Consider the following 24,168-nt stretch of genomic DNA (forward strand, 5'->3'; position numbering starts at 1 on the left):
GCTACCAGCGTGGATCATCCAGCTCCAGATCATAGCGACGCGGCATCAGCCCGGCCTGAAACCAGGTAACAAAGCTGTGGATGGAAAACACTGGCAGGCCCGTCACCCGGCGCAGATCACGGGCATAGGGCACCATATTGGTGCATTCCAAAACGATGGCGCCCAGATCCGGATTGTCCGCTACCAGCGCCCGCGCCCCGTCAATCATGTCCAGCCGGCAGGCCTCAAAGTCTATCGCCGCAGCATCCCCCAAAATATCACGGGTAAAGCAGCGCAGCCCATCGGTGCCGCCAACCGGTGTATCCTCTGGCGCACCAGCGGCGCGCAGATGGGCCGGGGTCAGCGTCTCCTTGGAAATGGTCAACACGCCAACCCGCTTACCTGTGGGCAGCAGCGCCTGCACCATCGGCACCTGCATCAGCGAAGACGTCGCCACCGGCACCCCCAGCGCCGCCTTCACCTGATCCTGGATCAGCGCCAGAAAACCACAGTTGGTGGTGATGCCATCGCAGCCCATCGCAACCAAATCCCGCCCTGCCTCGATAAACAAATCCACCAGTTGGGTCGGATCATTGCGCACCACCAGATCCGGAGTAGCCCCGCGCACCACCCGGTAATGCACCGGGAAATCCCAGGTCAGGGCATTGCCCATATCGCCGTGAATACGGGGGAACTGCGTCTCCAGCATCAGGATCCCCACCGCGGCCCCATAGACCGTCTTGCCACCCTGTTCCATCCCGTCTCCTTTTGCGTAGAGGCCGCCCGCGCGCACCCAGTGTTTAGCGCCCTATGTTTAGCGTCCAGTGCCTAGTCTTCGTCCGGCACGTAAAGCTGTGAAAAGGCGATGCGCACCGCCTCGGTTGCCTCTTCCCGGCGCTTTTCAATATGCCCGCGCAACGCATCGGTCGCGGCATCAACATCCCGCGCGGCCAGCCCCTGTAGCACCTGCCGATGGGCCGAAACATCGCCCGGCGCCCGGCCCTCGGCCTGATCGCGCATCCGCTTTAGATCAATCAGGCGAATATAACGGATCCGTCCGTTGAGGTTCTTCAACATCCGTTGCAGCTCACGATTGCCGGACAATTGCACCAGGCGGCTATGAAACCCCTCGTCCAATGCCAGTAGCTCTTCCAGTTCGGTGGCGCTTTCATAGTCCGGCTCCATCCGGTCCAGATAATCTGAAAACGCGGCAATATCCGGCTCCGGCGCCCGCAGGCACGCAATCCGCAGGGCTTCACATTCGATCGCCACACGCGCCTCATAGAGATCAAGAATATAGCCCGGCGTCAGCGGGCGGCAAAAGAAGCCCCGGTTGATCTGAAAGGTCAAAAACCCCTCGGCCACCAGGCGGTTCAGCGCCTCCCGCAGCGGTGTGCGACTGGCCCCCAGCACTTCGGACAGGGCGCTTTCATTGATCCGCTGGTCAGGCTTAAAGGCAAAATCCGCTGCCATCCGGCGCAGCGCCTCATAGACCCGGTCAACATTGCTTTCCCGTTTCGCCATCTTGCTCCGCTCACATCCTGGGCTTGCTGCAGTTTCCTGCTGAATTGTCGCCACGCTAGAGCAGGGTTGACTTGGTCGCAATAATGAATTCCAAACTGTATACAATTATGAACACAAAATTGATTCCGCAGCCTGTGCGGATGAACGACACCCAGCTCCGGTGGAGCGCCCCACAATGACCAAAACAGATTGATCACAACCCGGAGAGTAAAATGAGCAATGCGATGAACGGCGCTGAGGCCATGGTGCGGATGCTGGAAGCCCATGGCGTGCAACATATCTTTGGCCTTTGCGGCGACACCACCCTGCCCTTTTACGACGCCATGCGTGGGCTGGATCACGGCATGACCCATGTGCTGACCCGGGATGAACGCAGCGCCACCTATATGGCCGATGGCTATTCCCGCGTCACCGGGCGCCCCGGTGTGGCCGAGGGCCCCTCGGGCGGCGGCGCCACCTATCTCCTGCCCGGCCTCATTGAAGCCACCGAAAGCTCCTACGCGGTTCTGGGCATCACCACCGATATCTCGGTTGCCTCCTATGGGAAATACCCGCTGACAGAGGTCGACCAGGACGCCCTGATGCGGCCACTGACCAAGTGGAACACGGTGATCAAGCAGTCGCAGCATATCCCCCGGATGGTACGCACCGCCTTCAAGGCGATGACCACTGGCCGCTCGGGTGCAGTGCACCTTGGCCTGCCATATGACGTGCAATATGATGCTGTTGACCCCAGTGATATCTGGGCAGACCCAAAACACCAAAGCTACCCCGCCTACCCGCAGGCGCCCGAACCCGGCGCGGCAGAGGCCGCGATAGATGCGATCCTGTCGGCAAAATCGCCGCTGATCATCTGTGGCGGCGGCATCGTGATTGCCGGCGCCATGGCGGAGCTCTCCCGCCTTGCCACCCGGCTTGATATTCCGGTCGCTACCTCGATCTCAGGTCAGGGGTCTCTGGCTGAAACCCATGCCAATTGTCTGGGGGTTGTGGGGTCAAACGGCGGTACTGATGAAACCTGGGAGATGATGGAGGCGGCGGACATGGTGGTGTTTATGGGCTGTCGTGCGGGCTCTACCACCACCTCGCGCTGGGAGGCCCCTGCGCCCGGCACCCGCATCGTGCATTTTGACAATGACCCGATGGTGATTGGCGCCAACTACCGTACCGAGGTGGGCGTGGTGGGTGATCTTCGGCTTTCGCTGGCCGCCGTCAACGCGGAGCTGGATCGCCGCACACAGGGCGCCGATGGCTTTGGCGGTGCAGCTGCCATCGCGCAGATCAAAGCGCGCAAGTTTGCGAAGTTTCATCACCTGGCCCAAAGCACAGAGGCGCCAATCCGCCCCGAGCGCGTGGTTGATGCGTTGATGAAGGTGCTGCCGCCGGATGCCACCGTGGTCTCGGACCCCGGCACCAGTTGTCCCTATCTCTCGGCCTATTATCAATTGCAGCAACCCGGGCGCTATTTCATCACCAACCGGGCGCATGGCGCCCTTGGTTACGCGCTTTCAGCTTCCTTGGGGGCTTGGTTCGGGCGGCCTGCATCAAAAACCGTGGCCCTGATGGGAGACGGCTCCTTTGGGTTTACCGTGGGGGAGCTGGAAACCGTCTGCCGCGCCCGCGCGCCTATCACCTTTGTGGTGTTCTCCAATGCAAATTTCGGCTGGATCAAGGCCAGCCAATTTGCGGACAAGGGCGCGCGGTACTACAACGTCGACTTCAACCGCACCGACCACGCCGCCATCGCTGCCGCCTATGGTGTCAAAAGCTGGCGTGTGGAGAACCCCGAAGACCTTGAACGGGTGATGCGCGAGGCGGTTGATCACGACGGCCCCACCTTGGTGGATGTGGTCTGTCAGGCGCTGGAAGACAGCAACGCCCCGGTACGGCGCTGGATGGGGTGAGGCCCGTCTCGGAAAGGCTCTGGGAGAGCCTTTCAGGGCCGAACGGGCGGAGCCCGGGGGACTATACCGAACGGGCGGAACTCTCGGTGTCTGACAAAGATGACAACCGATGCCCGTTCCAGTGCCATTTTTCGGAAAAGACATAGGCTCGCCGTGAAACTCCGTTCCCCACTCCCCCGGCTGCAGGCACCAACCGCGCCGCGCCTGTGGCGCGGCGCCGGGCCCAAGGGGAGAGAGGTCATCTTTGATGGCCTTGATCTGCGCGGGAGCCCCCCTTGCCTGAACGCCGTCAGTCAATGCAATAGGGCTGAAGCTCAGACCGCAACAGCGCCAGAAACTCCTGTCCAATCGCAGACAGCGGCCGGGTGGCAGAGGTGATCACGGCCATCTCCATCAGGATTTGCGGGCGAAAGCGACGGGACACAAAGCCCCCCTCCCTGTCAAAATCCAACACAAAGGGGTCCAACAGGGCCACGCCCATGCCCTCTTTGACAAAGCTCAGCAAGTTTTTGAACAGCTGCGCATGAACCCGCGTCTTCAGCGGCACCCCCGCCTGAACAAAAGCCTCGCGGAGCCGCCGGTGGGTAATGTGATCGGGCCCCATGACCAGAAAAGGCGCCCCTTCCAGCAGCGCCGGCGTCAAAACCTCATGCTGCGCCAGCGGGCTACCTGCGGGAAGCGCCACAGATGTCTCTACCCGGATCGGATGGGCCACCAGCCCATCATGCAGCAGCGGCGTTTCGCAGATGCCGATTTCAAACAGACCAGAGATCACCCATTCCTGCACCTTGGACGAATACTGCGACTGGAACGAGATCGACATATCAGGCCGATCACGGGCGAATTCAGCAATCAATTTGGGCATAAACCCAAAGGACATGGAATGCTGCGAGGCCACCTGTAGCTGCCCGGCCTGCTTATTCTGCAGATCAATCACCGCCTGGGTCACGTGATCAAAACCGCGCACCACCGTATCAATCTCACGAAACAACAGATTGGCTTCTGGCGTCGCCCGCAACCGGCCGCGATCGCGCTCAAACAATTTGAACCGAGTCTGCCGTTCCAACTGATGCAACAGGTTCGAAACCGCAGGCTGGGAGATCCCCAAAATTGCGGCGGCCCCGGTCACGGTGCCGGTCTCAATCACCGAATGAAAGGCCTGCAACTGTCTAAAACGTAAGTTCATACCATCATATATCATTTATTCTTATGGAGTGCATCGATAATTATATTTGAAATGATGTGATTGACTGGGCATGGTCAGCAAAAGGTCGGGGCCCATTTCAAAGTCCCTTAGCCGCTCCTGTGGCGCTCAATAGGACACAAAGCATCATCACATGAAAACAGAACACATCATCATTGTTGGCGCCGGTATTGTGGGCGCCGCCTCGGCGCTCTGGTTGAAACGTGCCGGACATGAGGTCACCCTGATTGACAAAGGTGCCCCCGGCATGGGCGCTTCCTATGGCAATGGCTGCCTGCTGGCCAGCTGCGCCATGGTGCCGGTGACCACCCCCGGTTTGATCCCCAAGGGGCCCAAGTACCTGTTAGACCCAAAGTTTCCGCTGTTCATGCGGTGGGGCTATACCCCCAAGCTGCTGCCTTGGCTGATGAAGTACCTGTCACACGCCAATGACAGCGATACCCGCCGCATTGCAAAATCTCTCACCCATATTGTCGGCGACAGTGTCGAACAGCATCAAGCCCTGACCGCCGACACCCCGGCGGCGAAATGGATCAAAGAGACGGATTACAACTTTGCCTACAAGGATCGCGCCGCCTTTGAGCAGGACGCCTATGTCTGGGAACTGCGCCGCGAGGCCGGGTTCATCCCAGACATCATCGAGGGCGCGGCGGTTCAGGAACACGAGCCGATCCTGGGCAAGAACACCTCTCTGTTGGCAGTGAACAAAAACCATGGCTTTATCCTGAACCCCGCCAACTACGTCAAAGACCTGGTCAAACTCCTGGTCGAGATGGGTGGCACGTTCATCCAGGCGGAAGTGAAGGATTTCGATCTCAGCGGTGGCCGGATTTCAGCGGTGGAGACCGATCAAGGGCGCTTTGACTGTGACAAGGCGGTGATCTCTGCCGGGATCTGGTCCAAACCCCTGATGCAAAAGCTCGGCCTCAAGGTGCCGATGGAGGCGGAACGGGGCTACCATATTTTGTTCAAATCCCCCAGCATAACCCCCCGTTATCCGATGATGGTTGCGGCCGGCAAATTTGTCGCTACCCCGATGGATCAAGGCCTGCGCTGCGCCGGGGTTGTGGAATTTGGTGGCTTGGATGAGACCCCCTCTAAGGCGCCCCTGGCCCTTTTGCGGCGCACTGTGGCAGAGACCTTCCCGCAGATGCAGGCCGTTGAAGAGGAAGAATGGCTCGGCTTTCGACCCGCGCCAACTGACAGCCTGCCGCTGATTGGTGAGGTCGCGACCTCGGGCGTATTCACCGCCTTTGGCCACCAGCATATTGGCCTCACCGGCGGCGCAAAAACCGGGCGTATGGTGGCCGATCTGATTTCCGGCCGCCCCATCAACCTTGACATGCGCCCCTTTGCGCCAGATCGTTTTGCCTAACGATTGCAGCACAGCCCACTCACGAACAAGCCGATACCCACAACAAGTCGGCAAGACCAAGCTGGGAAACAGCACATACCAACCTCCAGGGAGACTACCATGACGTCTAAAATCTCTACCAAAATGGCTTTTGCAGCCTCTGCGCTGGCGCTTGCGGCCTCAGGCGCTGCTGCGGAAAGCTGGGATATGCCGATGGCCTATTCCGCAACCAACTTCCACTCTGAAATGGGTGTTGTTTTTGCCGATAAGGTGCGTGACTACACTGGCGGCGATATCGACATTACCGTGCATCCTGGCGGCTCCCTGTTTAAGGGCGGCGAAATCAAACGCGCTGTGCAGACCGGCCAGGCCCCCATTGGGGAACGCTTCATGTCCGCCCATGCCAATGAGGCGCCGCTGCTGGGCTGGGACAACCTGCCCTTTGTTGCCACCACCTATGCGGACAATGAAAAACTGTGGCACGCCGCCAAAGATAAGGTGAACGCCCAGCTTTCGGACCTCAACCTGGTGGCGCTCTATACCTGCCCATGGCCGGGTCAGGGGTTCTATTTCAACAAGGAAGTGACCTCCTCCAGCGACACCCAGGGCATCAAGTTCCGCAGTTATAACACAGCCACGGCCACCTTCGCCGAAAAGCTGGGCATGATCCCGGTGCAGGTAGAAGCCGCCGAGCTGAGCCAGGCGCTGGCCACCGGTGTGGCCGAGGCCTTTATCTCGTCCGGCTCGACCGGCTATGACCGCAAGGTCTGGGAAAACCTGAGTCATTATTACAAGGTCAACGCCTGGTTGCCGCGCAACTATGTCATGGTCAACAAACAGATCTGGGAAGGCCTGAGCGCCGAAACCCAGGGCCAGGTGCAAAAGGCTGCCGATGAGACCGGGGCTGCCTGCTCTGCCAAATCCGAAGAACTGGCCAACTGGTACTTTGAGCAGCTGTCAGAAAATGGCATGACCGTGACCGACGCAGGCCCGGAATTCCTGGGTGAGCTGCAGGAAATCGGCGCCAAGATGACCGCTGACTGGTTGGCATCTGCCGGTGATGATGGTCAGGCCATCCTGGACGCCTATAACGCGAACTAAGGCCAACATCTCTCACCTGACGGCTCCTGCTCTACCAGCGAGGGGCCGTCTTTTTTGACTGCACTTTGGGGGATGGGCATGCGTGACTGGCAACCGTTTCTGGGCCTGCCGCTCTGGGTTTGGCTTTTTGTTATTCCAACTCTTCTGGCACTGGCCTGTCTGACTGCTCCGTCTCGGATGGGGCGGGCCCTGCGGCCACTGCAGGCGCTACTGGATCGACTGTATCTATGGTCTGGCGTGCTCGCCGCGATCTGTATGGTCACGATCCTTTTGCTTATCGTGGCGCAAATGGTGGCCCGCTGGAGCAGCCTGACCTTCCCAGGTTCCACCGAATATGCAGGCTATGCCATGGCAGCGACCTCCTTTTTTGCTTTGGCCCATGCGCTGACCCGTGGCGCCCATATCCGGGTGTCGATCTTTCTCAACACCGGGCATCACTTTGGCCTGTGGCTGGATGCGGTCGCCATGTGGATCGCGGCCATTACCGCCACTTATTTTGCCCGCTTTGCCATCAAGACCAACATTATGTCGGAGATGCTGAATGACCGTACCCAGGGGCAGGACTTTACCCCGGAGTGGCTGATCTCCGCCTTGAAGATGTTTGTCAGCGCACCGTCCCAATGGGGCAAGCTATGGGCTGAAACCGGCGGTGACTGGGTCTATACCCCAGTCTGGCTGCCGCAACTGCCCATGTCGATTGGCACCGTGCTGCTGGCGCTGGCGCTATGGGACTATCTGTGTCGTCTGCTGATCACCCGCCGGGCCAGCATCACTTCGGAGGCCGTGGAATAATGGGCGAGATCTACACAACCCTTATCTTTGTATTTGTTCTCTTTGCTCTGCTGGGCAGTTCCGTCTGGATTGGTCTGGCGCTGATGGGAGTCGCCTGGTTTGGCATGGAGCTGTTCACCACCCGCCCTGCCGGGGACGCGATGATCACCACCATCTGGACCGGGGCCTCCAGCTGGACCCTGACGGCGCTGCCGCTGTTCATCTGGATGGGAGAGATCCTCTATCGGACCCGCCTGTCACAGGACATGTTTCGCGGCCTCGCCCCCTGGATGCGCTGGCTGCCTGGTGGGCTGCTACACACCAATATTGCCGGCTGCACCATCTTTGCCGCCGTGTCCGGCTCCTCCGCAGCGACGCTGACAACCGTCGGCAAGATGTCGATCCCCGAGCTGCGCAAACGGGGCTACCCGGAATACATGATCGTCGGCACCCTGGCTGGCGCCGCCACGCTGGGGCTGATGATCCCGCCCTCGCTGACGTTGATCGTCTATGGCGTGTCGATCAATGAATCGATTACCAAGCTGTTCATGGCCGGTATTTTCCCAGGCCTGGTGCTGGCCAGTCTGTTCATGGCCTATATCATCGGCTGGCATTTCTTTGCCAAGGACCAGCGACCCAAACCAGAACCCGCCATGTCCTTTGGCCAGATGCTGGCCGAGAGCCGTTTTCTGATCCCGGTGCTGATGTTGGTTACTGCGGTGATCGGCTCGATGTACCTCGGACTTGCCACCGCCACCGAGGCGGCTGCTGTGGGGGTGCTTGGTGCGCTGACACTGGCGCTGTTTCAGGGCTCGCTGAGCTGGAGCACCTTTGCTGAATCCCTGATGGGGGCCACCCGGACCTCTGCCATGATTGCGCTGATCCTGATGGGAGCGTCGTTCCTGTCGCTGGCCATGGGCTTTACCGGGTTGCCCCGGGCGCTGGCGGCCTGGATTGATCAGATGAACCTGTCTCCGCTGGTGCTGATTGTGGCGCTCACGCTGTTCTATGTGGTGCTTGGCATGTTCCTGGATGGGATTTCCTCGGTGGTACTGACCATGGCCATCGTTGAGCCAATGATCCGTCAGGCCGGTATTGATGTGATCTGGTTTGGCATCTTCATCGTGGTGGTGGTTGAAATGGCGCAGGTGACGCCGCCAATTGGCTTTAACCTGTTTGTACTGCAAAGCATGACCCGCCACGAGATCTCTTATATTGCCAAGACCGCGATCCCCATGGTTGGCCTGATGCTGGTCATGGTGGTGATCCTGGTCGCCTGGCCCGAGCTGGCAACCTGGCTGCCCAACAATCTGCGCAGCGGACCATCTGGCGGATAGCAAAATGATAGAGCTGTTGACCATTGTCGCCCGCTATGGGCGGGCGGCCATGGTGTTTGGGTTGCTGGCAGGGTTTGCCTTGCCCCAGCTGGCCGCAACGCTCAAACCCTGGCTGCCCGAGCTGGTGGCCGGGTTGTTGTTTTTAAACGGCTTTCGCATTGGCGCATCACGCGCCTTGGCAGGGCTGCGCGAAGGTATCTCCAGCCTCAAGACCGTTGTAGTGTTGCAAATGATCCTGCCAGTTGTGGCGCTGCTTTGTTTTGCCGGACTGGGGCTGCTGGCCACGCCGCTGGCCATTGCCGTGATCCTGATGCTGGCTGCCCCCTCCCTCACCGGAAGCCCCAATATCACACAGCTGATGGGTCATGCCCCGGAGCCCGCCTTTCGGCTGATGATCCTTGGCACCGCCCTGATGCCCTTGACTGTGTTGCCAGTGCTGTTGCTGCTGCCCGAGCTCGGCGATGCCCAAACCGTCCTGCTGGCGGCGCTGCGTTTGAGTGGCACGATCGCCCTGACAGTCGGGCTGGCATTTACCTGTCGCCACTTGCTTGCCCGCGATCTGAAAGAGCGCATGGCCAGCGCGGTGGATGGGCTAACAATTGTGGCACTGGTGGTGATCGTGATTGGCCTGATGGCAGCGCTTGGCCCTGCCTTCCACAGCGCCCCCTGGCCTGTGGCGCAATGGATGCTGCTGGCCCTGTGCCTCAACTTTGGCCTGCAATACGCCTGCTTTCGCTGGCTTATGTGGCGGGGAGGTCGCAGGATCGCGGTGCCCACCTCTGTGGTGGCCGGAAACAGAAACGTTGCGCTGTTTCTGATCGCCCTGCCCGCCAGCACCACCGAGCCGCTCCTGATCTTTCTCGGCTGTTACCAAGTCCCAATGTATTTGACCGCTGTGGTGATGCGACCAATCTACGCAAAGGCCCTGAGCCCGCCTCCGTGACAGAGCCAGAACAGGCCCATGGTCCTCCACCATTACCCAGGGAAGATGCGCGCCATCTCGGCGTCGAACTTGGCCCAGCTGAGCACCGCCCGATTGCCTGCCAGCCCGTGATAATAGGATTTGCCACTAGAGGTCGGCAACCCGGCCCAGATCTTTGACAAATTATGCATGAAATCCTTGCGGCTCATGTCATTGGCCATCATTGCGCTCAAGCCCGCTTCTTCGAGCAGCTGATGCGCCAGACGGTCCTGAAGTTTTGGCGAAAACACATCGCCACGTTTGGCGCCCACATGATTGGCAAGACGTTTCAGGGTGGCGGGAATGAACTGATAGCGACCAATGGCGTGCTGTTGCCCCGGCGTGCGGGCGATCCAATCGTAGATCTCTCCCAGGGTCATTGCGGTTGGGCGTTTGCGGGGTTTGACAGTGGCGGCATGTTGCACCGCATCATACTGCGCCCCTCCGGCCTCGGCGCTGGCGATCAGCTGCATCAGCTTTGCCACCGCCCCTTTGGCCACGCCCCGCGGCAGCGCCCGGAACAGGCTGGTGCCGCGACGATCGGCAAACAGGCTGGCAAGATTGGCCTGCACCGCTTCCATCTCAGCCTCTAGCCCCTCTGGCGCGGGCTTGGCCGTCAGCACGGATACCGGGCTATGGCGCGCCAATACTGGCTGTACAGCTGTATTTCCTTGGCCAAAGAAATCCTCATTCACAATGGAGAACTGCTCTGTGGCGCTGCTTTGCACCGCGCTGAGCGCAAAAACGATGTAGGTGAGAGGCAAAGCCAAGCAGGTTTTGTTCATATCAGCCTTCTGTCTGAAACTGCGGTCCTGCCCAAAATAGCGGGGCGGAATTGAGATTTCCTTTACCGCGTTCCTATGATCGTGGCCTGCCGTCCCCTTTCCCGCTATCACTCTACCGATGTTTCTCCGGGGAACACCTCTCCATCGCGCTATTTAAGGCGCATTTTTGGTGGCATCCTATCGCAAGGATTTGATAGGCAAGGCTGAACGCTGTCTCAGGACACCCCCAGCACCGGAGTGTAGCAATGATCCTTTGTTGCGGTGACGCCTTGATCGACATGATGCCAATTGCTCCGCAGCCGGGCACCATCGCCTATGTGCCAAAGCCCGGCGGGGCAGTGCTCAATACCGCCGTAGCCCTGGGACGTCTTGGGGCACCGGTTGGCCTGCTTACCGGGGTGTCACATGACATGTTCGGCCAGCAACTGGCGGCACATATAAGCCACTCCCATGTGGATACCGCGCATCTCCTGTGGTCGGATCGCCCCACAACCCTGGCCTTTGTACAGCTGGTGGACGGACAGGCCTCCTATTGTTTTTACGATGAAAACTCTGCCGGGCGGATGCTGGATATTGCCGACATCCCAGCCCTGCCCAATGCGGTCACTACCCTGTTTTTTGGCGGTATCAGCCTTGCCAGAGATCCCGCCAGTGATTGCTACGCCGCGCTCCTGGAACGCGAAGCGCCTACACGGGTGGTCATGGTTGATCCCAATATCCGCCCGGACTTTATCAAGGACGCAGCCCGCTACCGCCAGCGACTGGACCGCATGATGGCGCAGGCTGATATTGTAAAAGTCTCCGACGAAGATCTGAACTGGCTGTTCCCTGCGCCCCAAAGCGACGAACAAAAGGTGACACGGTTGTTGGCGCTGGGGCCTGCGCTGGTGGTTGTTACACGTGGCGATGAGGGCGCAGATGGTTTTATGACCAATGGCACCCACATACACATACCTGCGGCACCGGCAAAGGTCGTCGATACAGTTGGCGCTGGTGACACCTTCAATGCGGGCCTTCTGGCCAAGCTGTCCGAGCTGAACTGCCTCAGCAAGGATCAGGTAAAGGCACTGCCCCCAAAGATACTTCACACCGCTTTGAACCATGGTGCAAAGGTCGCTGCCAAAACTGTTGCGCGCGAAGGCGCTGACCCACCCTGGGCAGAGGACCTTTGACTTGGCCCCTGCCCTATGTGTGGCACGGCAATCTGGCCTGAGCAGGTTATGAAGCCGGACACTGCCTGCACGCCCTGCCCCCAAATCTGGCCTGCATTCCTGTCGGGGCTGGTTTCAAGTCGGGACTGGATTCAAGCCGCGCCTGCGTTCAACTCGGGGCTGTCATCACCTCATGCACCGCCCGAATGAGCCAGCCAATATCATCCGGTCCAAGCCGCGCAACGTTGACCCGGGCGCCTTTCACCACATGGATGCCGTGGTCACGTGTCAAGGCGACCTCTTGGGGCGCCGTCAGCGGCAGCAGAGAAAACATCCCCGATTGCCTGGCAAGATATGCCAAATCCTGGGTACCAAATGTGTCGCCCTCCGCCTGAGCGATGTCCCTGCGCACCTGGGCTACGCGAGCCCGCATCTGATCCAGCTCCTGCAACCAAAGGGCCTTCAGCTTTTGGTCTTGCAGGATTTCACGCACCACAGCGGGACCATGATCCGGTGCATGAGAGGCCCCCGCGCGCACAATCGCCGAGATCGCCCTGTGCATCCGGGCGCGGTTTGCTTTGCCTGTCTTGACGAAGAGCGCCCCGGCCCGGTCGCGGTATATACCAAAGGACTTGGACAGGGTGATGCAGACAATACATTCCGCAAAGCGCGCTGCGATCTGCTGGGCCATTGCGCAATCCGCCTCAAAGCTTTGGGCAAAGCCGAGATAGGCAAGGTCGATCCACGGCACAATGCCCCGCGCCTCCAGCACAGTCAGCAAAGCCTCAAACTGTTCCGGCGTCAGATCTGCGCCGGTTGGATTGTGACAGACTCCTTGCATCAAGAACACATCGCCAGCTTTGGCGGCACTTAACCCGTCGAGCATCTGATCAAAGGTGATCTCGCGCCGGATCGGATCATAGTAGGGCACCTGCCTGAACTGGGCACCTGCAGCCTGCAGGATCGGGATGTAATTCCCATAGGTCGGCGTTTGCAGCCAGACAGTCGGCGCATCGGGCATCTGCGCCAGAAGATCCGCCATGACCCGCAATGCCACCGCCCCGCCTGCGGTCTGCGCCGCAACCCAGTCACTGTCCACAGCACCGTCACAGGTTTGGCCCAGGATCTCCTGCCCCAAGAGCGCGCAGTAGTCCGCATCCCCGGTCAGGGCGAGGTAGGATTTGCTCGCCTGTGTTTCAACCAGGCGCTTCTCTGCCTCTTTGACGACCTGCAGGACCGGCGTTTTTCCCTGCGCATCCTGATAGATTCCAACGGTCAGGTTGAGCTTATCCAAGCGTGGATCTTGCGCAAAATAGTCTGCTCCGATCATGATCGGGTCGACGGGGTATTCCTCAACTTTTTCAAACATCGCCTGACACTCTCCCTATTCGATTGGCCGCCCAGCAGAGCGCCGCTGATGCACAAACCGCCACAAATCTCAGAACCGGGTGATGACTGTCGCGCCAACGGACTGGAATTTATTCATGTTTATCAAAGCCTCAGGCGCCTCCGCGAGGCTGATTTGTGCTCCCACCAGCCGGGCCGGGTCAAGCTTGCCGCTGGCAACCATGTCCAGCATCGCGCCATAGCGATGCGCCTGCATCCCATGCGAGCCCAGCAGCTCAATCTCCTGGCCTACAATTTTGGGCATCGGTATCGCAGGTGCTGCGTGCTCTCCCAGCATCAGGCCAACCTGAATATGCTTACCCCGTGGGCGCAGGCACAGGATGGAATTGGTCATGGTCACAGGATGACCCAATGCATCCAGCGACACATGGGCTCCTCCGCGGGTGATATCGTGGATGGCTTGCGCCACATCTGCTTCGGTGCCGTTGATGACGGCAACAGCGCCAAGATCCTGTGCAAGGGCCAGTTTGGCGGGATCAAGATCCACCCCAATCACATTCGCCCCGGCAGCCGCTGCAATCATCACGGCGGACAGGCCCACGCCGCCACAGCCATGCACCGCCACCCATTGACCCGCACTGACCCTGCCCTGATCAATCACCGCGCGGAAAGAGGTAGCAAACCGGCATCCCAGACTGGCAGCCGTGGCAAAATCCATGCTCTCTGGAAGCGAAACCAGGTTCAGGTCCGCCTGGTGAATGCCGACATATTCGGCAAAAGATCCCCAGTGAGTAAAGCCAGGTTGCTCCTGGTGCAAACACACCTGTTGATGACCCGCATGGCATTCGGAACAGCTGCCGCAACCGCAGATAAAGGGCACAGTCACCTTGTCCCCCACCTTCCAGTTGGTCACATCCTTGCCCACCGCCTCGACGACGCCCGCCAGCTCATGTCCTGGAATATGCGGCAGCTCAATATCGCTGTCATGCCCCATCCAGCCATGCCAGTCACTGCGACAAACGCCCGTTGCAGCGACCTTCAAGACCACACCATGTGCCTCGGGGCTAGGGTCATCGACCGTGACCAGCTTGGGCGCTTCTTGGAACTTTTCAAATAGGACAGCTTTCATGGCAGGGTCTTTCCGCTTCAGGGGTGGCTGGAGCCGATCATAACGCCCTACATGGAAATAACTTTGCTATTCCTGCGTCAAATGCAGTAAATATGAGGGAAAATCCCTCTTTAAGAACAAGTTTTTGAAAGACTCCCCCATGCCTGACATCGACGCCGCAAATGCCCAGATTCTGACCCTGCTGCAAAATGACGGACGCATGACAAATGCGAAACTGTCCGAAACCATAGGAATGAGCGAAACCCCCTGTTGGCGGCGCCTGAAACGGCTCGAGGAAGACGGCTTTATCGACGGCTATCAGGCCAATCTGAACCGGCGCAAGTTGGGGTTGGGTGTCATGGCCTTCGTGCAGTTGCGCTGTTCTGAACACGATCAGACTGCGACGGCGGAATTCCAGCGCATCGTCGAAGTGACCCCAAACATTCTTGCCTGTCACAACACCACCGGCGCGGATGACTTCCTGCTCATCGTTGTGGCGCGAGATCTGGATGATTACAGCGTTTTTGTCGACACCACCCTGCGCCGCTTGCCAGGGGTAACCAGCATTCGCTCAAATCTCTCGCTGAAGGAGATGAAGGCCTCGAGTAAATTACCAATCATTTTACCAGCAAATCCAATGGCATGACACACAAGACGCCCCCTGCCGCTATGATGTGAATGCGCCAGGTGAAAGCTGTGAACAAGATCTCGCTGTGGCGGAGCATGAAACATGTCCTTCCTCCCAAACTGAATCACGCCGAGTTTGTCGGAGACCCTCAACTTAAGTAAGGATGATGGTTCTGACAAAAAGCAAAATGGCAAATCGCCACTCGCCTGAGGTCCGCGTCCGCGCGGCCCATATGGTGCTTGAGCATCAAGGCTCTTATGAGACGCAGGCGGGTCCGATCGCCGCCATTGCACCCAAGATCGGCTGTATTCCCCAGACCTTGAGTGGATGGGGTAAGCAGGCCGAGACAGACAGTGGCATACGCGACGGTGTCACGACCGCGGACTGTGATCTCATTGTCGGCTGGCGGGTCTGTCGGTCTGCCAAAACTGACTTGTTCTCGATGCTCTTGAACAGGCCCTGCACGATCGACGGCCCGTCCAGAAAAGCGGATTGGTCCATCACTCGGATCGCGGCGGGCAATATCTATCCATTCGCTATACCGAGCGTTTGGCCGAAGCAGGTATTGAACCATCGGTCTGCAGCGTCGGGGATTCCTACGACAACGCCCTCGCTGAGACGATAAATGGTCTCTAAAAAACCGAACTGGTCCACCGCCAGAGGCCATGGCGCAACATGCAGGATCTGGAAATGGCCACTCTCGGCTCGGTCGATTGGTTCAACAATAGTCGCCTACTTGGCACCAGCGGGAATGCCCCGCCAGCCGAGGCCAAAGAGACCTTCTATGCACAGCGTGACGTGCTCGATATGGTCGCGTGAAATGAAGCTATAAGTCTCCGGTAAAACCGAGGCGATTCAAACTCGCCCGCGCAGTCAATTCTGCCCCCATGCTTCGCTGTCGTGTCCACCTTACCCGACAGAGCCCAATCTTTGCGCAGTCCAGGACGGTTTCGAGCCGAATTTGGAGTGTAGTTAACGACGAAAGGTCAAAGGACTCAATCGGGAAAAATTTCTTCCTGAGGGGCCTTGCAAACAGAGTTGTTTGGTGTAGAAGGGCGCAGCAACTGAGAAGTGCCAACGAGACGGTTTTTCTTGGGAGCAAATACTAAAGAGTGCCCCTATAGCTCAGCTGGTAGAGCAACTGATTTGTAATCAGTAGGTCCGCGGTTCGAGTCCGTGTGGGGGCACCATTTATCATTGAAATTGCAGTACTTTCATGGTGTTAGTGGTCATACCACTACACAAACGCTACACATTTTGTGGTGGCGTACATGAGGATCGCCTTGGATTTACCGCATCTCAAACCCGCTACAGCAACAGCAAATGCCAAGTATCGCAGGCGAGTCCCTGAAGATCTCCGAGGCGTATTTGGGAAAAATGCTGTGGAGTGGTCTCTTGGTACAAAAGATCCTGCTGAAATCTATGAAGCTTGGAAGGTTGCTCACGCCAAGTATGAAGCAATGGCAGGTAGACGCTCAAAGGTTTCCACTGAACAAATCAGATGGGAGATCGCTCAGAAGGCGGCAATTGAGCATGGCCTTGCGACCCCCCGAGACAAACGTATTGGGCCCGTTGATTTAGAGCTTGAGCAAGGAAAGTATCAGGACTTCACTGAAGCGGTCCGAAAGGAAGCCGAGAAACTGTCATCTCAGCAATTGGGGGCAAAGTTCGCTAACAATCCAGCTCCCTCAAGTTTTGACGTGCTCTTGGAGGCGCAGCTCAAAGGGATAGAGCGCCCTCCAGTGACCCTAAGAGACGCTGCTGACAACTATCTGAAGGACCGAGAGGCCCGAGCAACCTATCGGGATATTTCAAAGCAGGTTGGTCTTGTTCTGAATGGGATTGAAGAGGCTATAGGCTTGGAGAACCCTTCCCTTGAAGCGCTGTCCTTTGACCACGCCTATGCTTACCGGGATAGTCTGAGAGACAAGGGAAATGCGATCTCAACAATTGAGCGTCGCATGAACACCGTGAACGCCGTGCTGAACCATAGCAAAAAACGCTTCAGACTCACCTCTTGGGAAAACCCTTTCTACGGTATCGAACTTCCGCAGGATGATGGAACAGCCGGGGAGGTCAAGCGAGCCAACCTTTCCTTGGAAGAAATTCGACTGACCATTCCGCATGTGAAAAAAATGAACTCAGATGCCGCCGATATATGGCTACTGATGATGTTCACGGGGGCTGGCCCCAATGAAATCAGGGGGCTCCTTTGGAGTGAAGTGAAGCTGACCGATAGTGTTCCTCACTTTGAAATCAGGGCAAATGGTACTCGCCGCCTCAAGACGGGGGAGCGTCCTAGGCGCATTCCCTTGATTGGGGCCGCTCTGCAGATGATGAAGAGCCGATTGGAGGGCAGAAGCGAGCAGGTCGGTGCAGTGTTTCCTCGCTACGCCTCAAGGCCGAACAGCAACACTCTTTCTGCGGTCTTGATCAAAATGATGAAGGCGGCTGGTGTCTGGGAGAAAGGTCGAAAAGTACCGTATTCCCTGCGGCATACCCTTAAGAATTACCTGAGGCGTGTTGCACCATCAAATTTTCAGCTTTTGCTGTTTGGCCACGGGCATGGAGAAGGTGGCGCAGCGAGTGGGTACGGAGATGATGATCTTCTTGATTTGCAAGCTAGGTATCTCGAAGAAGCAGTTAGGCTTTGGCGTGTCTACGATTTCCCACATTTCTAGTTAGATCCCCATGTGGGCTTTCACCTTTTGATTGCATCTGTCACACTGATCAAAACTTTTGACTAGGTGATTTCACATGGACGATTTGAAGACGAATCCAAGGGGTTACCCCAGGGGCTCAGAGTGGAGAACTTGGGATCTCCACATTCACACTCCGGCATCATTTCATTGGGCAGGACAACGCTTTGGTGCGAGCGAAGATGAGGACAACAAGTTGATCGATGAGATGATCAACGCATTAAATGCTGCAGAGCCCGCTGCATTTGCTATCATGGACTATTGGACATTCGACGGGTGGTTGAAACTCCAAAGGCGGATCAAGGAACCTGATGCACCAAAACTAGTGAAGACGGTTTTCCCGGGTATTGAACTTCGAATTTGCACCCCCACAGAAGTCAGGCTGAACGCACATGTAATTTTTTCTGACAGGATCGAAGATCAGCTTTTATCGGACTTTAGATCTGCGCTAAAACTTGAGGTTACTGGCCGAACACTTTCTGACAACTCACTGTCTGACTTTGCGAGACAGACGCGCGACGATAAGCTGAAAAAGCATGGGTCGTCGCTGGAAAGAGTTAAGGCAGATTTTAAACATTCACTTCACATCGGAAGTCAAATGGCTGAAGTAACTCGCGAGTCATATATGCAAGCTATTCAGGACGTTCCTGGCGATTTGGCGATGGCTTTTATGCCCTTCTCGACGCACGACGGATTGCAGGATGTTAATTGGAGTGAGAATTATTCCTTTGTAAGGAGTCTGTTTTCTCTTCCTCCTATCTTTGAAGCCAGAAATTATGATCAATGGGCTGCGTTTTCTGGAAAGAAAACACCAGGAAATGAAAAATGGTTCGACAATTTTCAGACAGCCCTTGAAGGTCGCCCTCGCCTGGCTGTTTCTGGAAGTGACGCGCATCAGTTTTCAGGGGTGACAGGATCTAATGACAAAAGAGGATATGGTGACTTTCCTTCAGGTAAAAAGACCTGGATCAAGGCCGACCCAACTTGGGAAGGGTTGAAGCAGGCCATAAAAGAACCTGAAAATCGTTCATTTATTGGTAAAACGCCCTCAAAATTGGAGAAGGTTCTCTCGAACAAGACTTTCTATATTGACAGCTTGTCTATTTCGAAGGAGGGAGCACCCAGCAATGTGCCAGCGTGGCTTGATCGATGCGATTTGGATTTAAATCCAGACCTTGTAGCTATCATTGGAAACAAAGGAAGCGGTAAGAGCGCTTTGGCGGACATAATCGCATTGCTTGGACAGTCTCAGCAAACAACACATTTTTCTTTCTTGACCCGCGAGCGCTTCAGAGGAAGGTCTGGTGAACCGGCAGCATTTTTCAAAGGTAGACTGAAATGGAAAGCAGGTGCGGATGGAGTTCTGTTGCTGTCAGAAAACCCTGAGCCAGAGCAAGTAGAACTTGTTAGGTACATCCCTCAAGGTCGATTTGAAGCACTTTGCAATGAACACGTAACGGGAAAATCAAACGAGTTTGAGAAAGAGCTTCGGTCTGTAATTTTTGCTCATGTCCCCTCTTCCGAACGAGCCGGAGCTACGAATTTTGATGAGTTAATTGACAAACTGGAAGATGATTTTCGAAACGACCTTGGAGAGCGTCGGAAGGAAATGAATTCTCTGAATCAAGACATCTCTGCAGTAGAGCAACAGCTGCATCCAACAACTATCAAAAACCTTGATGAGCAGCTCAAGTTGATAGACCAACAAAGGCAGGAGCACGTCAATTCAAAGCCGCCCGAAGTTTCTGAACCAAAGGAAATTTTGACACCTGGGCAAGCCGCTGCAAAAGAGGAAATTACGCAAATAGATAGCTGGCTAGAGCTGGCAACTGCGCATGGAGCTAAGCTGCGAGGGTTTGAGCGCAAAATAAATGACAAGATACAAGCCTCAACCAGCTTAAGGGCAAAAGTCAAAAGAGTTGAGCAAGTTTATCAGGATTTTTTGACCAACGAACAACAAAACGCCGACCAGATCCGGGTGAAACCAACTGACCTCGTTCGGTTGGAGACCAAGATGTCGTTGTTGGACAAGCGAGACAGAAGGTACAAGCAGTTGCTTCATAAAGTGACTACTGGGAATGCAGAGCGTCTTTTGCGAGAACAAGAGCTTATTTCTCTTCGAGAGAAGAAGGCAAACCAACTGGCCGAGCCACAGCAACGGTATCAAAGCTATTTGAGAGATTTGCGGCGGTGGGAAGAAGCATTGCTAGCAATAGATGGAACGGCGGATGAACCCGAAAGTCGCAACGGGATAATCTCTCGAATAGCGTCCCATGAAGAGCTGCCGCAACTACTTGCGAAGCTTAAGGCGGATCGCGGAGTGATAGTTAAAAGAATATTTGCTGCAATTGAAGGGCAGCGAAAAATGCGAGAGGAGCTATTTGCACCTCTTCAATCGGTCATTCAAGGTGACACCCTAATTCCACAAGAGTATCAACTAAGCTTTCAATCTAAACTTGATGCTAGGGCCGATAAACTATCATCAAGAATATTTGATCTGGTTAAGCAAAGTAGTGGAAAGTTGAGAGGTGAGGACAAAAGCCTTGAGGCAGTAAGAGACGTGTTTGAAAGAAATACCCTTCAGTCTGAAGATGAAGCTGCTTTGCTGGCTGATGGGGTTTTTGAACTTCTCGACGGATCTGCACGAAATATTGATCCCGATTCATTTGGATTGGATGAAATTATGAGAAAGGATAGAAGCTCCTCCAGCGTTTACGATCTTGTGTTCGGGCTGTCCTTCGTTGAGCCGAAATACACATTACTATTCCAAGACACGCCGATTGAGCAGCTGTCACCCGGCCAACGTGGGGCACTCCTTCTGATCTTCTATCTACTTGTTGATAAAGGGCGAAACCCGATTGTCTTAGATCAACCCGAAGAAAACCTCGACAACCAAACAATTGTTAGCTTGTTGGTTCCAGTAATGAAGGAGGCGAAAAAGACACGTCAAATTTTCATGGTGACTCACAACCCCAATCTCGCTGTTGTTTGCGATGCTGAACAGATAATCGAAGCCACTTTTTCTAGGAAGGGAGGGCCTGAGATCAGTTACAGCTCTGGCTCTATTGAAAGTAAAGAAATAAACGAGGCAGTAGTTAATATACTTGAGGGGACGAAACTTGCTTTCAATAACAGAGGTGCGAAGTACCACTAAATGTGGTTTTCTCAGTATCCTTTGAATTATCGAGATGTCTGGCTAAGAGGTTATCGAATTTTATTTCTAAGTCGTATAGAATTTCGTTTGCCGGGCCTCGTTTCACTGGTCATGTCGCGTAGGGGAGCTGTGACTGAATTGATCAGTTGGGTTGCTCCCCCGCCTTGCGTCGTTGTTTCCAATGCAGCTGGCCTGACAGTCGGTACCATTAATAGAAGTGCGGTGTGGTCTGGATGTTGCTTGGACCGTTGCCTGCAGAACTATCGGTTTGGCTGGTTGTCGCAAAGGGTTCGGACTTTCTCGTAATTTTGGGGTTAAAAATCTGACCCCCCTTTTACGTTTCGGCTACCTGTAAATGTCCCCCTCTTGTGTCTGTGGTTGGGTTTGGCACGGGATGGTGGGCTAGACACCTGTGTTGGGGAGGGCTTTCAACTTGCTGCTTCAAAGTGGTGACACATTTCTGTTGAGTCAGGATGTCTCAATGGGCCAAGGCTCTGAGAAACGTCTCAGGCACACGGGGAATTGTCTCATACAAGTTGTGTGTTGATTTTTGAGACAGATTGATTCAGACCTCTAAGAGCTATGTGAGACATTTGGAGGCACTCAATGCTCATCGGATACGCCCGTACATCGACCTTAGATCAATCCGCAGGACTTGAAGCGCAGGAGAGAGACTTGGGAGGTGCTGGGTGTGAGAAGACATTTACGGAGCAGGTTTCTTCAGTGGATGTGAAGGCCCGCACACAGTTGGAGGCGGCGCTGGGATACGTTCGGGAGGGAGATACCTTAGTGGTGACCAAACTGGACCGCCTTGCGAGGTCTGTGTCGCATTTACTGGAAATCCTAAAGACCCTGGAAGAAAAAGGCGCAGCACTGCGTATCCTCGATATGGGAATTGATACCAGCACTCCAACGGGGAAGCTTATGCTGACCGTACTGGGCGGAGTCGCTGAGTTTGAGCGGGCGATCATGTTGGAGCGTCAAAGGGAAGGTATTGCCAAAGCGAAGGCGGCGGGAAAGTACAAAGGCCGCAAGCCAACAGCTATGGCACAGAGTGCTGAAGTTATTGCTCTGCACAGGGATGGAGTAGGAGCTACGGAGATTGCCAAGAGGGTTGGAATTGGCCGAGCTAGTGTCTACCGGATCATTAAGGCGGTTTGATGTTCAAGTTCTTGTTTTATTTTAGGTTCTGGGCGGTTGTGCGGCTGCTCGGAGATTAGGTTGCACTATAGGTGGGAAGAGCCTCCCTCCAGCGCCTGACCTCCGTTGATCTAGGAGAGCTTTGGCGTTCCCAGAACCTCAAACATCTACATGGAATACTTGATGGACAAACTTATGAAGACGGCCTTGGCCGAAGGAAAATTCGTGGCATTCACCGATGGAAGCTGCAAGGGCAATCCTGGACCCGGTGGAGCTGCTGTTTGGCTCTACGTACCTAATGGCGAGCCGATTGAACATAGTAGTAAAAGCCTAAGCACCACGAACCATATTGCAGATTTGACGGCGGTCATCGACGCTTTAGAAATGACCCCTGAGGGTGAATCTGTTTTGATCGTCCTTGAGAGCAAGTACATCAAGGATGGCTTTGAGCTATACCTCGAAGGCTGGTTGCAACGGGGATGGCGTAAATCGAATGGAAAAAAGGTAGCAAATTGTGAGCTATGGAAGAGAATACACTCCCTCGCCGCAGGGCGCCATGTAACGTTCTACAAGATCTCAACCAACTGCAAGGACCCGGACAAAATGCTAGTTGATGCGCTGGCGAAGGAAGCCGCTGAGAAGGCCGCTAAGAGGGCGTATCATGCTCCGAAGGGGCGCGGGTGATGAGTTGCCCTGCAGAAGCACCCAGTGCCGCCATAGAGCGCCTGAGGGCTGAAAGGGAGGCAAGCCCTCTCCAATCTGGAAAGAGCTCCCGAAAGCTACCGCTGAGTGCTATCCATGTTGAACCCCTCGCTTTCCAAGTGAGATCTGACGGGCTCGACGTTGAGCGAGTAAAAGAGATCGCGGGAGGCCTTGACGGGTCAAATCTTGACGAGACCCTGCATGTTTGGTGGTCGGGCAAGCGTTGGATTGTGATCGACGGTCACCACCGCCATGCTGCGTATTCCTTAAAGCAAGAGCAATCAGGGAAGACCTTGGCGGTTCCTGTGGTGGCTCACCCTGACATTTCCCTTGGGGATGCCATTGGGATGGCCGGTCGATTAAACAACCGAGAAAAAGTCAAGATCAGCAAGGCTGAGATGCTCAACAATGCTTGGCGAATGGTCTGCTTGGGGGAAGGATCAATCAAGCAGCAGAGTGAATGTTCAGGTGTTGGAAAGTCCACCATAAGCAATATGCGGCAGGCAAAGGAGTTTTTGGCCACTTGGGGTATGTCACCCAGCTCTATGATCGACGCCGGGTGGGAGCAGTGCCGTACTGACTGGAAGGGGAAGTCCCAGCGAGATCATGGGCCTGATGCCCTAGAGTTGATGGCTCAGAGCCTTGCGAAGGAACTCGCGGAGTTAAAGGTCACAAGTATCCTCAAGTCACCAGATGTTCTTGCTAGAGCGCTGGAGATTATGTCTCCTGCGTTGCTCGGCAGGTTGCTTGAAAGCGAGCCTTTCTGGCCAGCGTTGAATGTCACTGGTCGGGCAATACTGGAGGAAGTAGATGCCGAAGAAGTCGAGGAAGGCGGCCTGAGTTTTGAAGGTGTTGAAGATTTCTAGATGATGATCAATGATGTTCGGCCTGAGGGCCTCACTGCGGACCCTTAGGCAAAGCTTGCAAGCTACCCATAAGATAGGGGTCCCCAAATGGGGAGGCTGGGCGGCTCGCTACTCTGGCTAGTCCACGGGGGTTAAGGTCGAACTCGTGGGACGCCCGTGAGGTGTGCAACCAACATTTTGCTAGTCAATGTTGCCCTGTCAAACCTCCGGTCGCTTGCTTGGTTCTACATGCTGGGGACCCCACAGGCCTTTAGGGGGACCTTGCTTCGGTACAAACCCTAGGTTGATTGTCGGGCTACCAAGTAAATGAACATCGGGGCAGCGCATACGTGCTGCCTCCAGCCGCTACTTCAGCCAAACCGCTACACAACCACTACACAAAACCCTCGAAGCGGTGTACTTAAGCGCTTGTAAAACAACAGTAATTGAAGGGGGTCACATCCGTGTGGGGGC

19 protein-coding genes, 1 tRNA gene and 1 pseudogene are annotated in these 24,168 nt (G+C 55.9%); 15 read left to right on the forward strand and 6 right to left on the reverse strand.

Translation table 11 applies throughout. From position 1 onward, the window contains the following. Position 1: 1 nt before the first annotated feature. Both N1037_16755 and N1037_16760 read right to left on the reverse strand, forming a co-directional pair. Positions 2-736 (reverse strand): aspartate/glutamate racemase family protein, encoded by a 735-nt coding sequence (locus N1037_16755; GenBank protein ID UWS78895.1) that lies wholly within the window; start codon positions 734-736, stop codon positions 2-4. 71 nt (positions 737-807) lie between these two features. After that, entirely contained in the window at positions 808-1,503 is a 696-nt protein-coding gene (locus N1037_16760) for a GntR family transcriptional regulator (protein UWS78896.1), read from the reverse strand. Between the two features lie 212 nt (positions 1,504-1,715). On the opposite strand from N1037_16760, the gene N1037_16765 reads away from it, so the two are divergent. Continuing rightward, on the forward strand, positions 1,716-3,407 hold the full coding sequence (locus tag N1037_16765; protein UWS78897.1) for a thiamine pyrophosphate-binding protein: 1,692 nt from the start codon (positions 1,716-1,718) through the stop codon (positions 3,405-3,407). 289 nt (positions 3,408-3,696) lie between these two features. On the opposite strand, the gene N1037_16770 is transcribed toward N1037_16765, so the two are convergent. After that, positions 3,697-4,593 (reverse strand): LysR substrate-binding domain-containing protein, encoded by an 897-nt coding sequence (locus tag N1037_16770; GenBank protein UWS78898.1) that lies wholly within the window; start codon positions 4,591-4,593, stop codon positions 3,697-3,699. A 151-nt stretch (positions 4,594-4,744) separates the two neighbouring features. Here N1037_16770 and N1037_16775 point away from each other — a divergent pair, with 151 nt between their 5' ends. The 5 genes from N1037_16775 (at position 4,745) to N1037_16795 (ending at position 10,117) form a co-directional block, all read left to right on the forward strand. Then, entirely contained in the window at positions 4,745-5,986 is a 1,242-nt protein-coding gene (locus tag N1037_16775; protein UWS78899.1) for an FAD-binding oxidoreductase, read from the forward strand. A 123-nt stretch (positions 5,987-6,109) separates the two neighbouring features. Beyond that, positions 6,110-7,066: a TRAP transporter substrate-binding protein gene (locus N1037_16780; protein ID UWS81388.1), complete on the forward strand. Its 957-nt coding sequence runs from the start codon at positions 6,110-6,112 to the stop codon at positions 7,064-7,066. A 78-nt stretch (positions 7,067-7,144) separates the two neighbouring features. Next, the gene (locus N1037_16785) at positions 7,145-7,858 is read left to right on the forward strand and encodes a TRAP transporter small permease (GenBank protein UWS78900.1); all 714 of its coding nucleotides are present in this window, start codon (positions 7,145-7,147) and stop codon (positions 7,856-7,858) included. Next, positions 7,858-9,174, forward strand: coding sequence for a TRAP transporter large permease subunit (locus tag N1037_16790; protein UWS78901.1), 1,317 nt, complete (start codon positions 7,858-7,860; stop codon positions 9,172-9,174). Before N1037_16785 ends, N1037_16790 begins: the two co-directional genes overlap by 1 nt. A 4-nt stretch (positions 9,175-9,178) precedes the next feature. Then, positions 9,179-10,117 carry a hypothetical protein gene (locus N1037_16795; protein ID UWS78902.1) on the forward strand — a complete coding sequence of 313 codons (939 nt, stop codon included), beginning with the start codon at positions 9,179-9,181 and terminating at the stop codon, positions 10,115-10,117. Positions 10,118-10,149: 32 nt separating this feature from the next. Here N1037_16795 and N1037_16800 read toward each other — a convergent pair whose 3' ends face one another. Further along, the gene (locus N1037_16800) at positions 10,150-10,920 is read right to left on the reverse strand and encodes a hypothetical protein (GenBank protein ID UWS78903.1); all 771 of its coding nucleotides are present in this window, start codon (positions 10,918-10,920) and stop codon (positions 10,150-10,152) included. Between the two features lie 245 nt (positions 10,921-11,165). On the opposite strand from N1037_16800, the gene N1037_16805 reads away from it, so the two are divergent. Beyond that, the gene (locus N1037_16805; GenBank protein ID UWS78904.1) at positions 11,166-12,092 is read left to right on the forward strand and encodes a carbohydrate kinase; all 927 of its coding nucleotides are present in this window, start codon (positions 11,166-11,168) and stop codon (positions 12,090-12,092) included. 148 nt (positions 12,093-12,240) lie between these two features. On the opposite strand, the gene N1037_16810 is transcribed toward N1037_16805, so the two are convergent. Together N1037_16810 and N1037_16815 are read right to left on the reverse strand one after the other, a co-directional pair. After that, the gene (locus tag N1037_16810; protein ID UWS78905.1) at positions 12,241-13,440 is read right to left on the reverse strand and encodes an aromatic amino acid transaminase; all 1,200 of its coding nucleotides are present in this window, start codon (positions 13,438-13,440) and stop codon (positions 12,241-12,243) included. 69 nt (positions 13,441-13,509) lie between these two features. Continuing rightward, entirely contained in the window at positions 13,510-14,547 is a 1,038-nt protein-coding gene (locus tag N1037_16815) for a zinc-dependent alcohol dehydrogenase family protein (GenBank protein ID UWS78906.1), read from the reverse strand. 139 nt (positions 14,548-14,686) lie between these two features. Between N1037_16815 and N1037_16820 the strand changes: the two genes are divergently transcribed. From N1037_16820 to N1037_16855, 8 genes and pseudogenes are all read left to right on the forward strand, one after another. Beyond that, complete coding sequence (locus N1037_16820; GenBank protein ID UWS78907.1) at positions 14,687-15,172, forward strand: Lrp/AsnC family transcriptional regulator; 486 nt, start codon at positions 14,687-14,689, stop codon at positions 15,170-15,172. A 148-nt stretch (positions 15,173-15,320) separates the two neighbouring features. Next, positions 15,321-15,973, forward strand: a pseudogene (locus tag N1037_16825) (DDE-type integrase/transposase/recombinase). Positions 15,974-16,268: 295 nt separating this feature from the next. Continuing rightward, a tRNA-Thr gene (locus N1037_16830) sits at positions 16,269-16,344 on the forward strand. A gap of 81 nt (positions 16,345-16,425) precedes the next feature. Beyond that, a complete protein-coding gene (locus N1037_16835; GenBank protein ID UWS78908.1) occupies positions 16,426-17,835 on the forward strand; it encodes a hypothetical protein in 1,410 nt (469 codons plus the stop codon). 76 nt (positions 17,836-17,911) lie between these two features. After that, positions 17,912-21,007, forward strand: coding sequence for an AAA family ATPase (locus N1037_16840; GenBank protein UWS78909.1), 3,096 nt, complete (start codon positions 17,912-17,914; stop codon positions 21,005-21,007). Between the two features lie 606 nt (positions 21,008-21,613). Further along, positions 21,614-22,168 carry a recombinase family protein gene (locus N1037_16845; GenBank protein ID UWS78910.1) on the forward strand — a complete coding sequence of 185 codons (555 nt, stop codon included), beginning with the start codon at positions 21,614-21,616 and terminating at the stop codon, positions 22,166-22,168. Positions 22,169-22,330: 162 nt separating this feature from the next. After that, the gene (locus tag N1037_16850) at positions 22,331-22,831 is read left to right on the forward strand and encodes a ribonuclease HI (protein UWS78911.1); all 501 of its coding nucleotides are present in this window, start codon (positions 22,331-22,333) and stop codon (positions 22,829-22,831) included. Beyond that, positions 22,831-23,715, forward strand: a complete 885-nt coding sequence (locus tag N1037_16855) for a hypothetical protein (protein UWS78912.1) — start codon at positions 22,831-22,833, stop codon at positions 23,713-23,715. The genes N1037_16850 and N1037_16855 overlap by 1 nt, the downstream gene beginning before the upstream one ends. The last annotated feature ends 453 nt before the right edge of the window (positions 23,716-24,168 follow it).

Origin of the sequence: Phaeobacter sp. G2, from assembly GCA_025163595.1 — a bacterium.
In the GTDB taxonomy this organism is placed as follows: domain Bacteria; phylum Pseudomonadota; class Alphaproteobacteria; order Rhodobacterales; family Rhodobacteraceae; genus Pseudophaeobacter.

What these genes read in the sequence shown, in the direction of transcription:
- N1037_16755 (UWS78895.1), bottom strand. Translation starts at nt 736, where the DNA reads ATGGAACAGGGTGGCAAGACGGTCTATGGGGCCGCGGTGGGGATCCTG.
- N1037_16760 (UWS78896.1), bottom strand. Translation starts at nt 1,503, where the DNA reads ATGGCGAAACGGGAAAGCAATGTTGACCGGGTCTATGAGGCGCTGCGC.
- N1037_16765 (UWS78897.1), top strand. Translation starts at nt 1,716, where the DNA reads ATGAGCAATGCGATGAACGGCGCTGAGGCCATGGTGCGGATGCTGGAA.
- N1037_16770 (UWS78898.1), bottom strand. Translation starts at nt 4,593, where the DNA reads ATGAACTTACGTTTTAGACAGTTGCAGGCCTTTCATTCGGTGATTGAG.
- N1037_16775 (UWS78899.1), top strand. Translation starts at nt 4,745, where the DNA reads ATGAAAACAGAACACATCATCATTGTTGGCGCCGGTATTGTGGGCGCC.
- N1037_16780 (UWS81388.1), top strand. Translation starts at nt 6,110, where the DNA reads ATGGCTTTTGCAGCCTCTGCGCTGGCGCTTGCGGCCTCAGGCGCTGCT.
- N1037_16785 (UWS78900.1), top strand. Translation starts at nt 7,145, where the DNA reads ATGCGTGACTGGCAACCGTTTCTGGGCCTGCCGCTCTGGGTTTGGCTT.
- N1037_16790 (UWS78901.1), top strand. Translation starts at nt 7,858, where the DNA reads ATGGGCGAGATCTACACAACCCTTATCTTTGTATTTGTTCTCTTTGCT.
- N1037_16795 (UWS78902.1), top strand. Translation starts at nt 9,179, where the DNA reads ATGATAGAGCTGTTGACCATTGTCGCCCGCTATGGGCGGGCGGCCATG.
- N1037_16800 (UWS78903.1), bottom strand. Translation starts at nt 10,920, where the DNA reads ATGAACAAAACCTGCTTGGCTTTGCCTCTCACCTACATCGTTTTTGCG.
- N1037_16805 (UWS78904.1), top strand. Translation starts at nt 11,166, where the DNA reads ATGATCCTTTGTTGCGGTGACGCCTTGATCGACATGATGCCAATTGCT.
- N1037_16810 (UWS78905.1), bottom strand. Translation starts at nt 13,440, where the DNA reads ATGTTTGAAAAAGTTGAGGAATACCCCGTCGACCCGATCATGATCGGA.
- N1037_16815 (UWS78906.1), bottom strand. Translation starts at nt 14,547, where the DNA reads ATGAAAGCTGTCCTATTTGAAAAGTTCCAAGAAGCGCCCAAGCTGGTC.
- N1037_16820 (UWS78907.1), top strand. Translation starts at nt 14,687, where the DNA reads ATGCCTGACATCGACGCCGCAAATGCCCAGATTCTGACCCTGCTGCAA.
- N1037_16835 (UWS78908.1), top strand. Translation starts at nt 16,426, where the DNA reads ATGAGGATCGCCTTGGATTTACCGCATCTCAAACCCGCTACAGCAACA.
- N1037_16840 (UWS78909.1), top strand. Translation starts at nt 17,912, where the DNA reads ATGGACGATTTGAAGACGAATCCAAGGGGTTACCCCAGGGGCTCAGAG.
- N1037_16845 (UWS78910.1), top strand. Translation starts at nt 21,614, where the DNA reads ATGCTCATCGGATACGCCCGTACATCGACCTTAGATCAATCCGCAGGA.
- N1037_16850 (UWS78911.1), top strand. Translation starts at nt 22,331, where the DNA reads ATGGACAAACTTATGAAGACGGCCTTGGCCGAAGGAAAATTCGTGGCA.
- N1037_16855 (UWS78912.1), top strand. Translation starts at nt 22,831, where the DNA reads ATGAGTTGCCCTGCAGAAGCACCCAGTGCCGCCATAGAGCGCCTGAGG.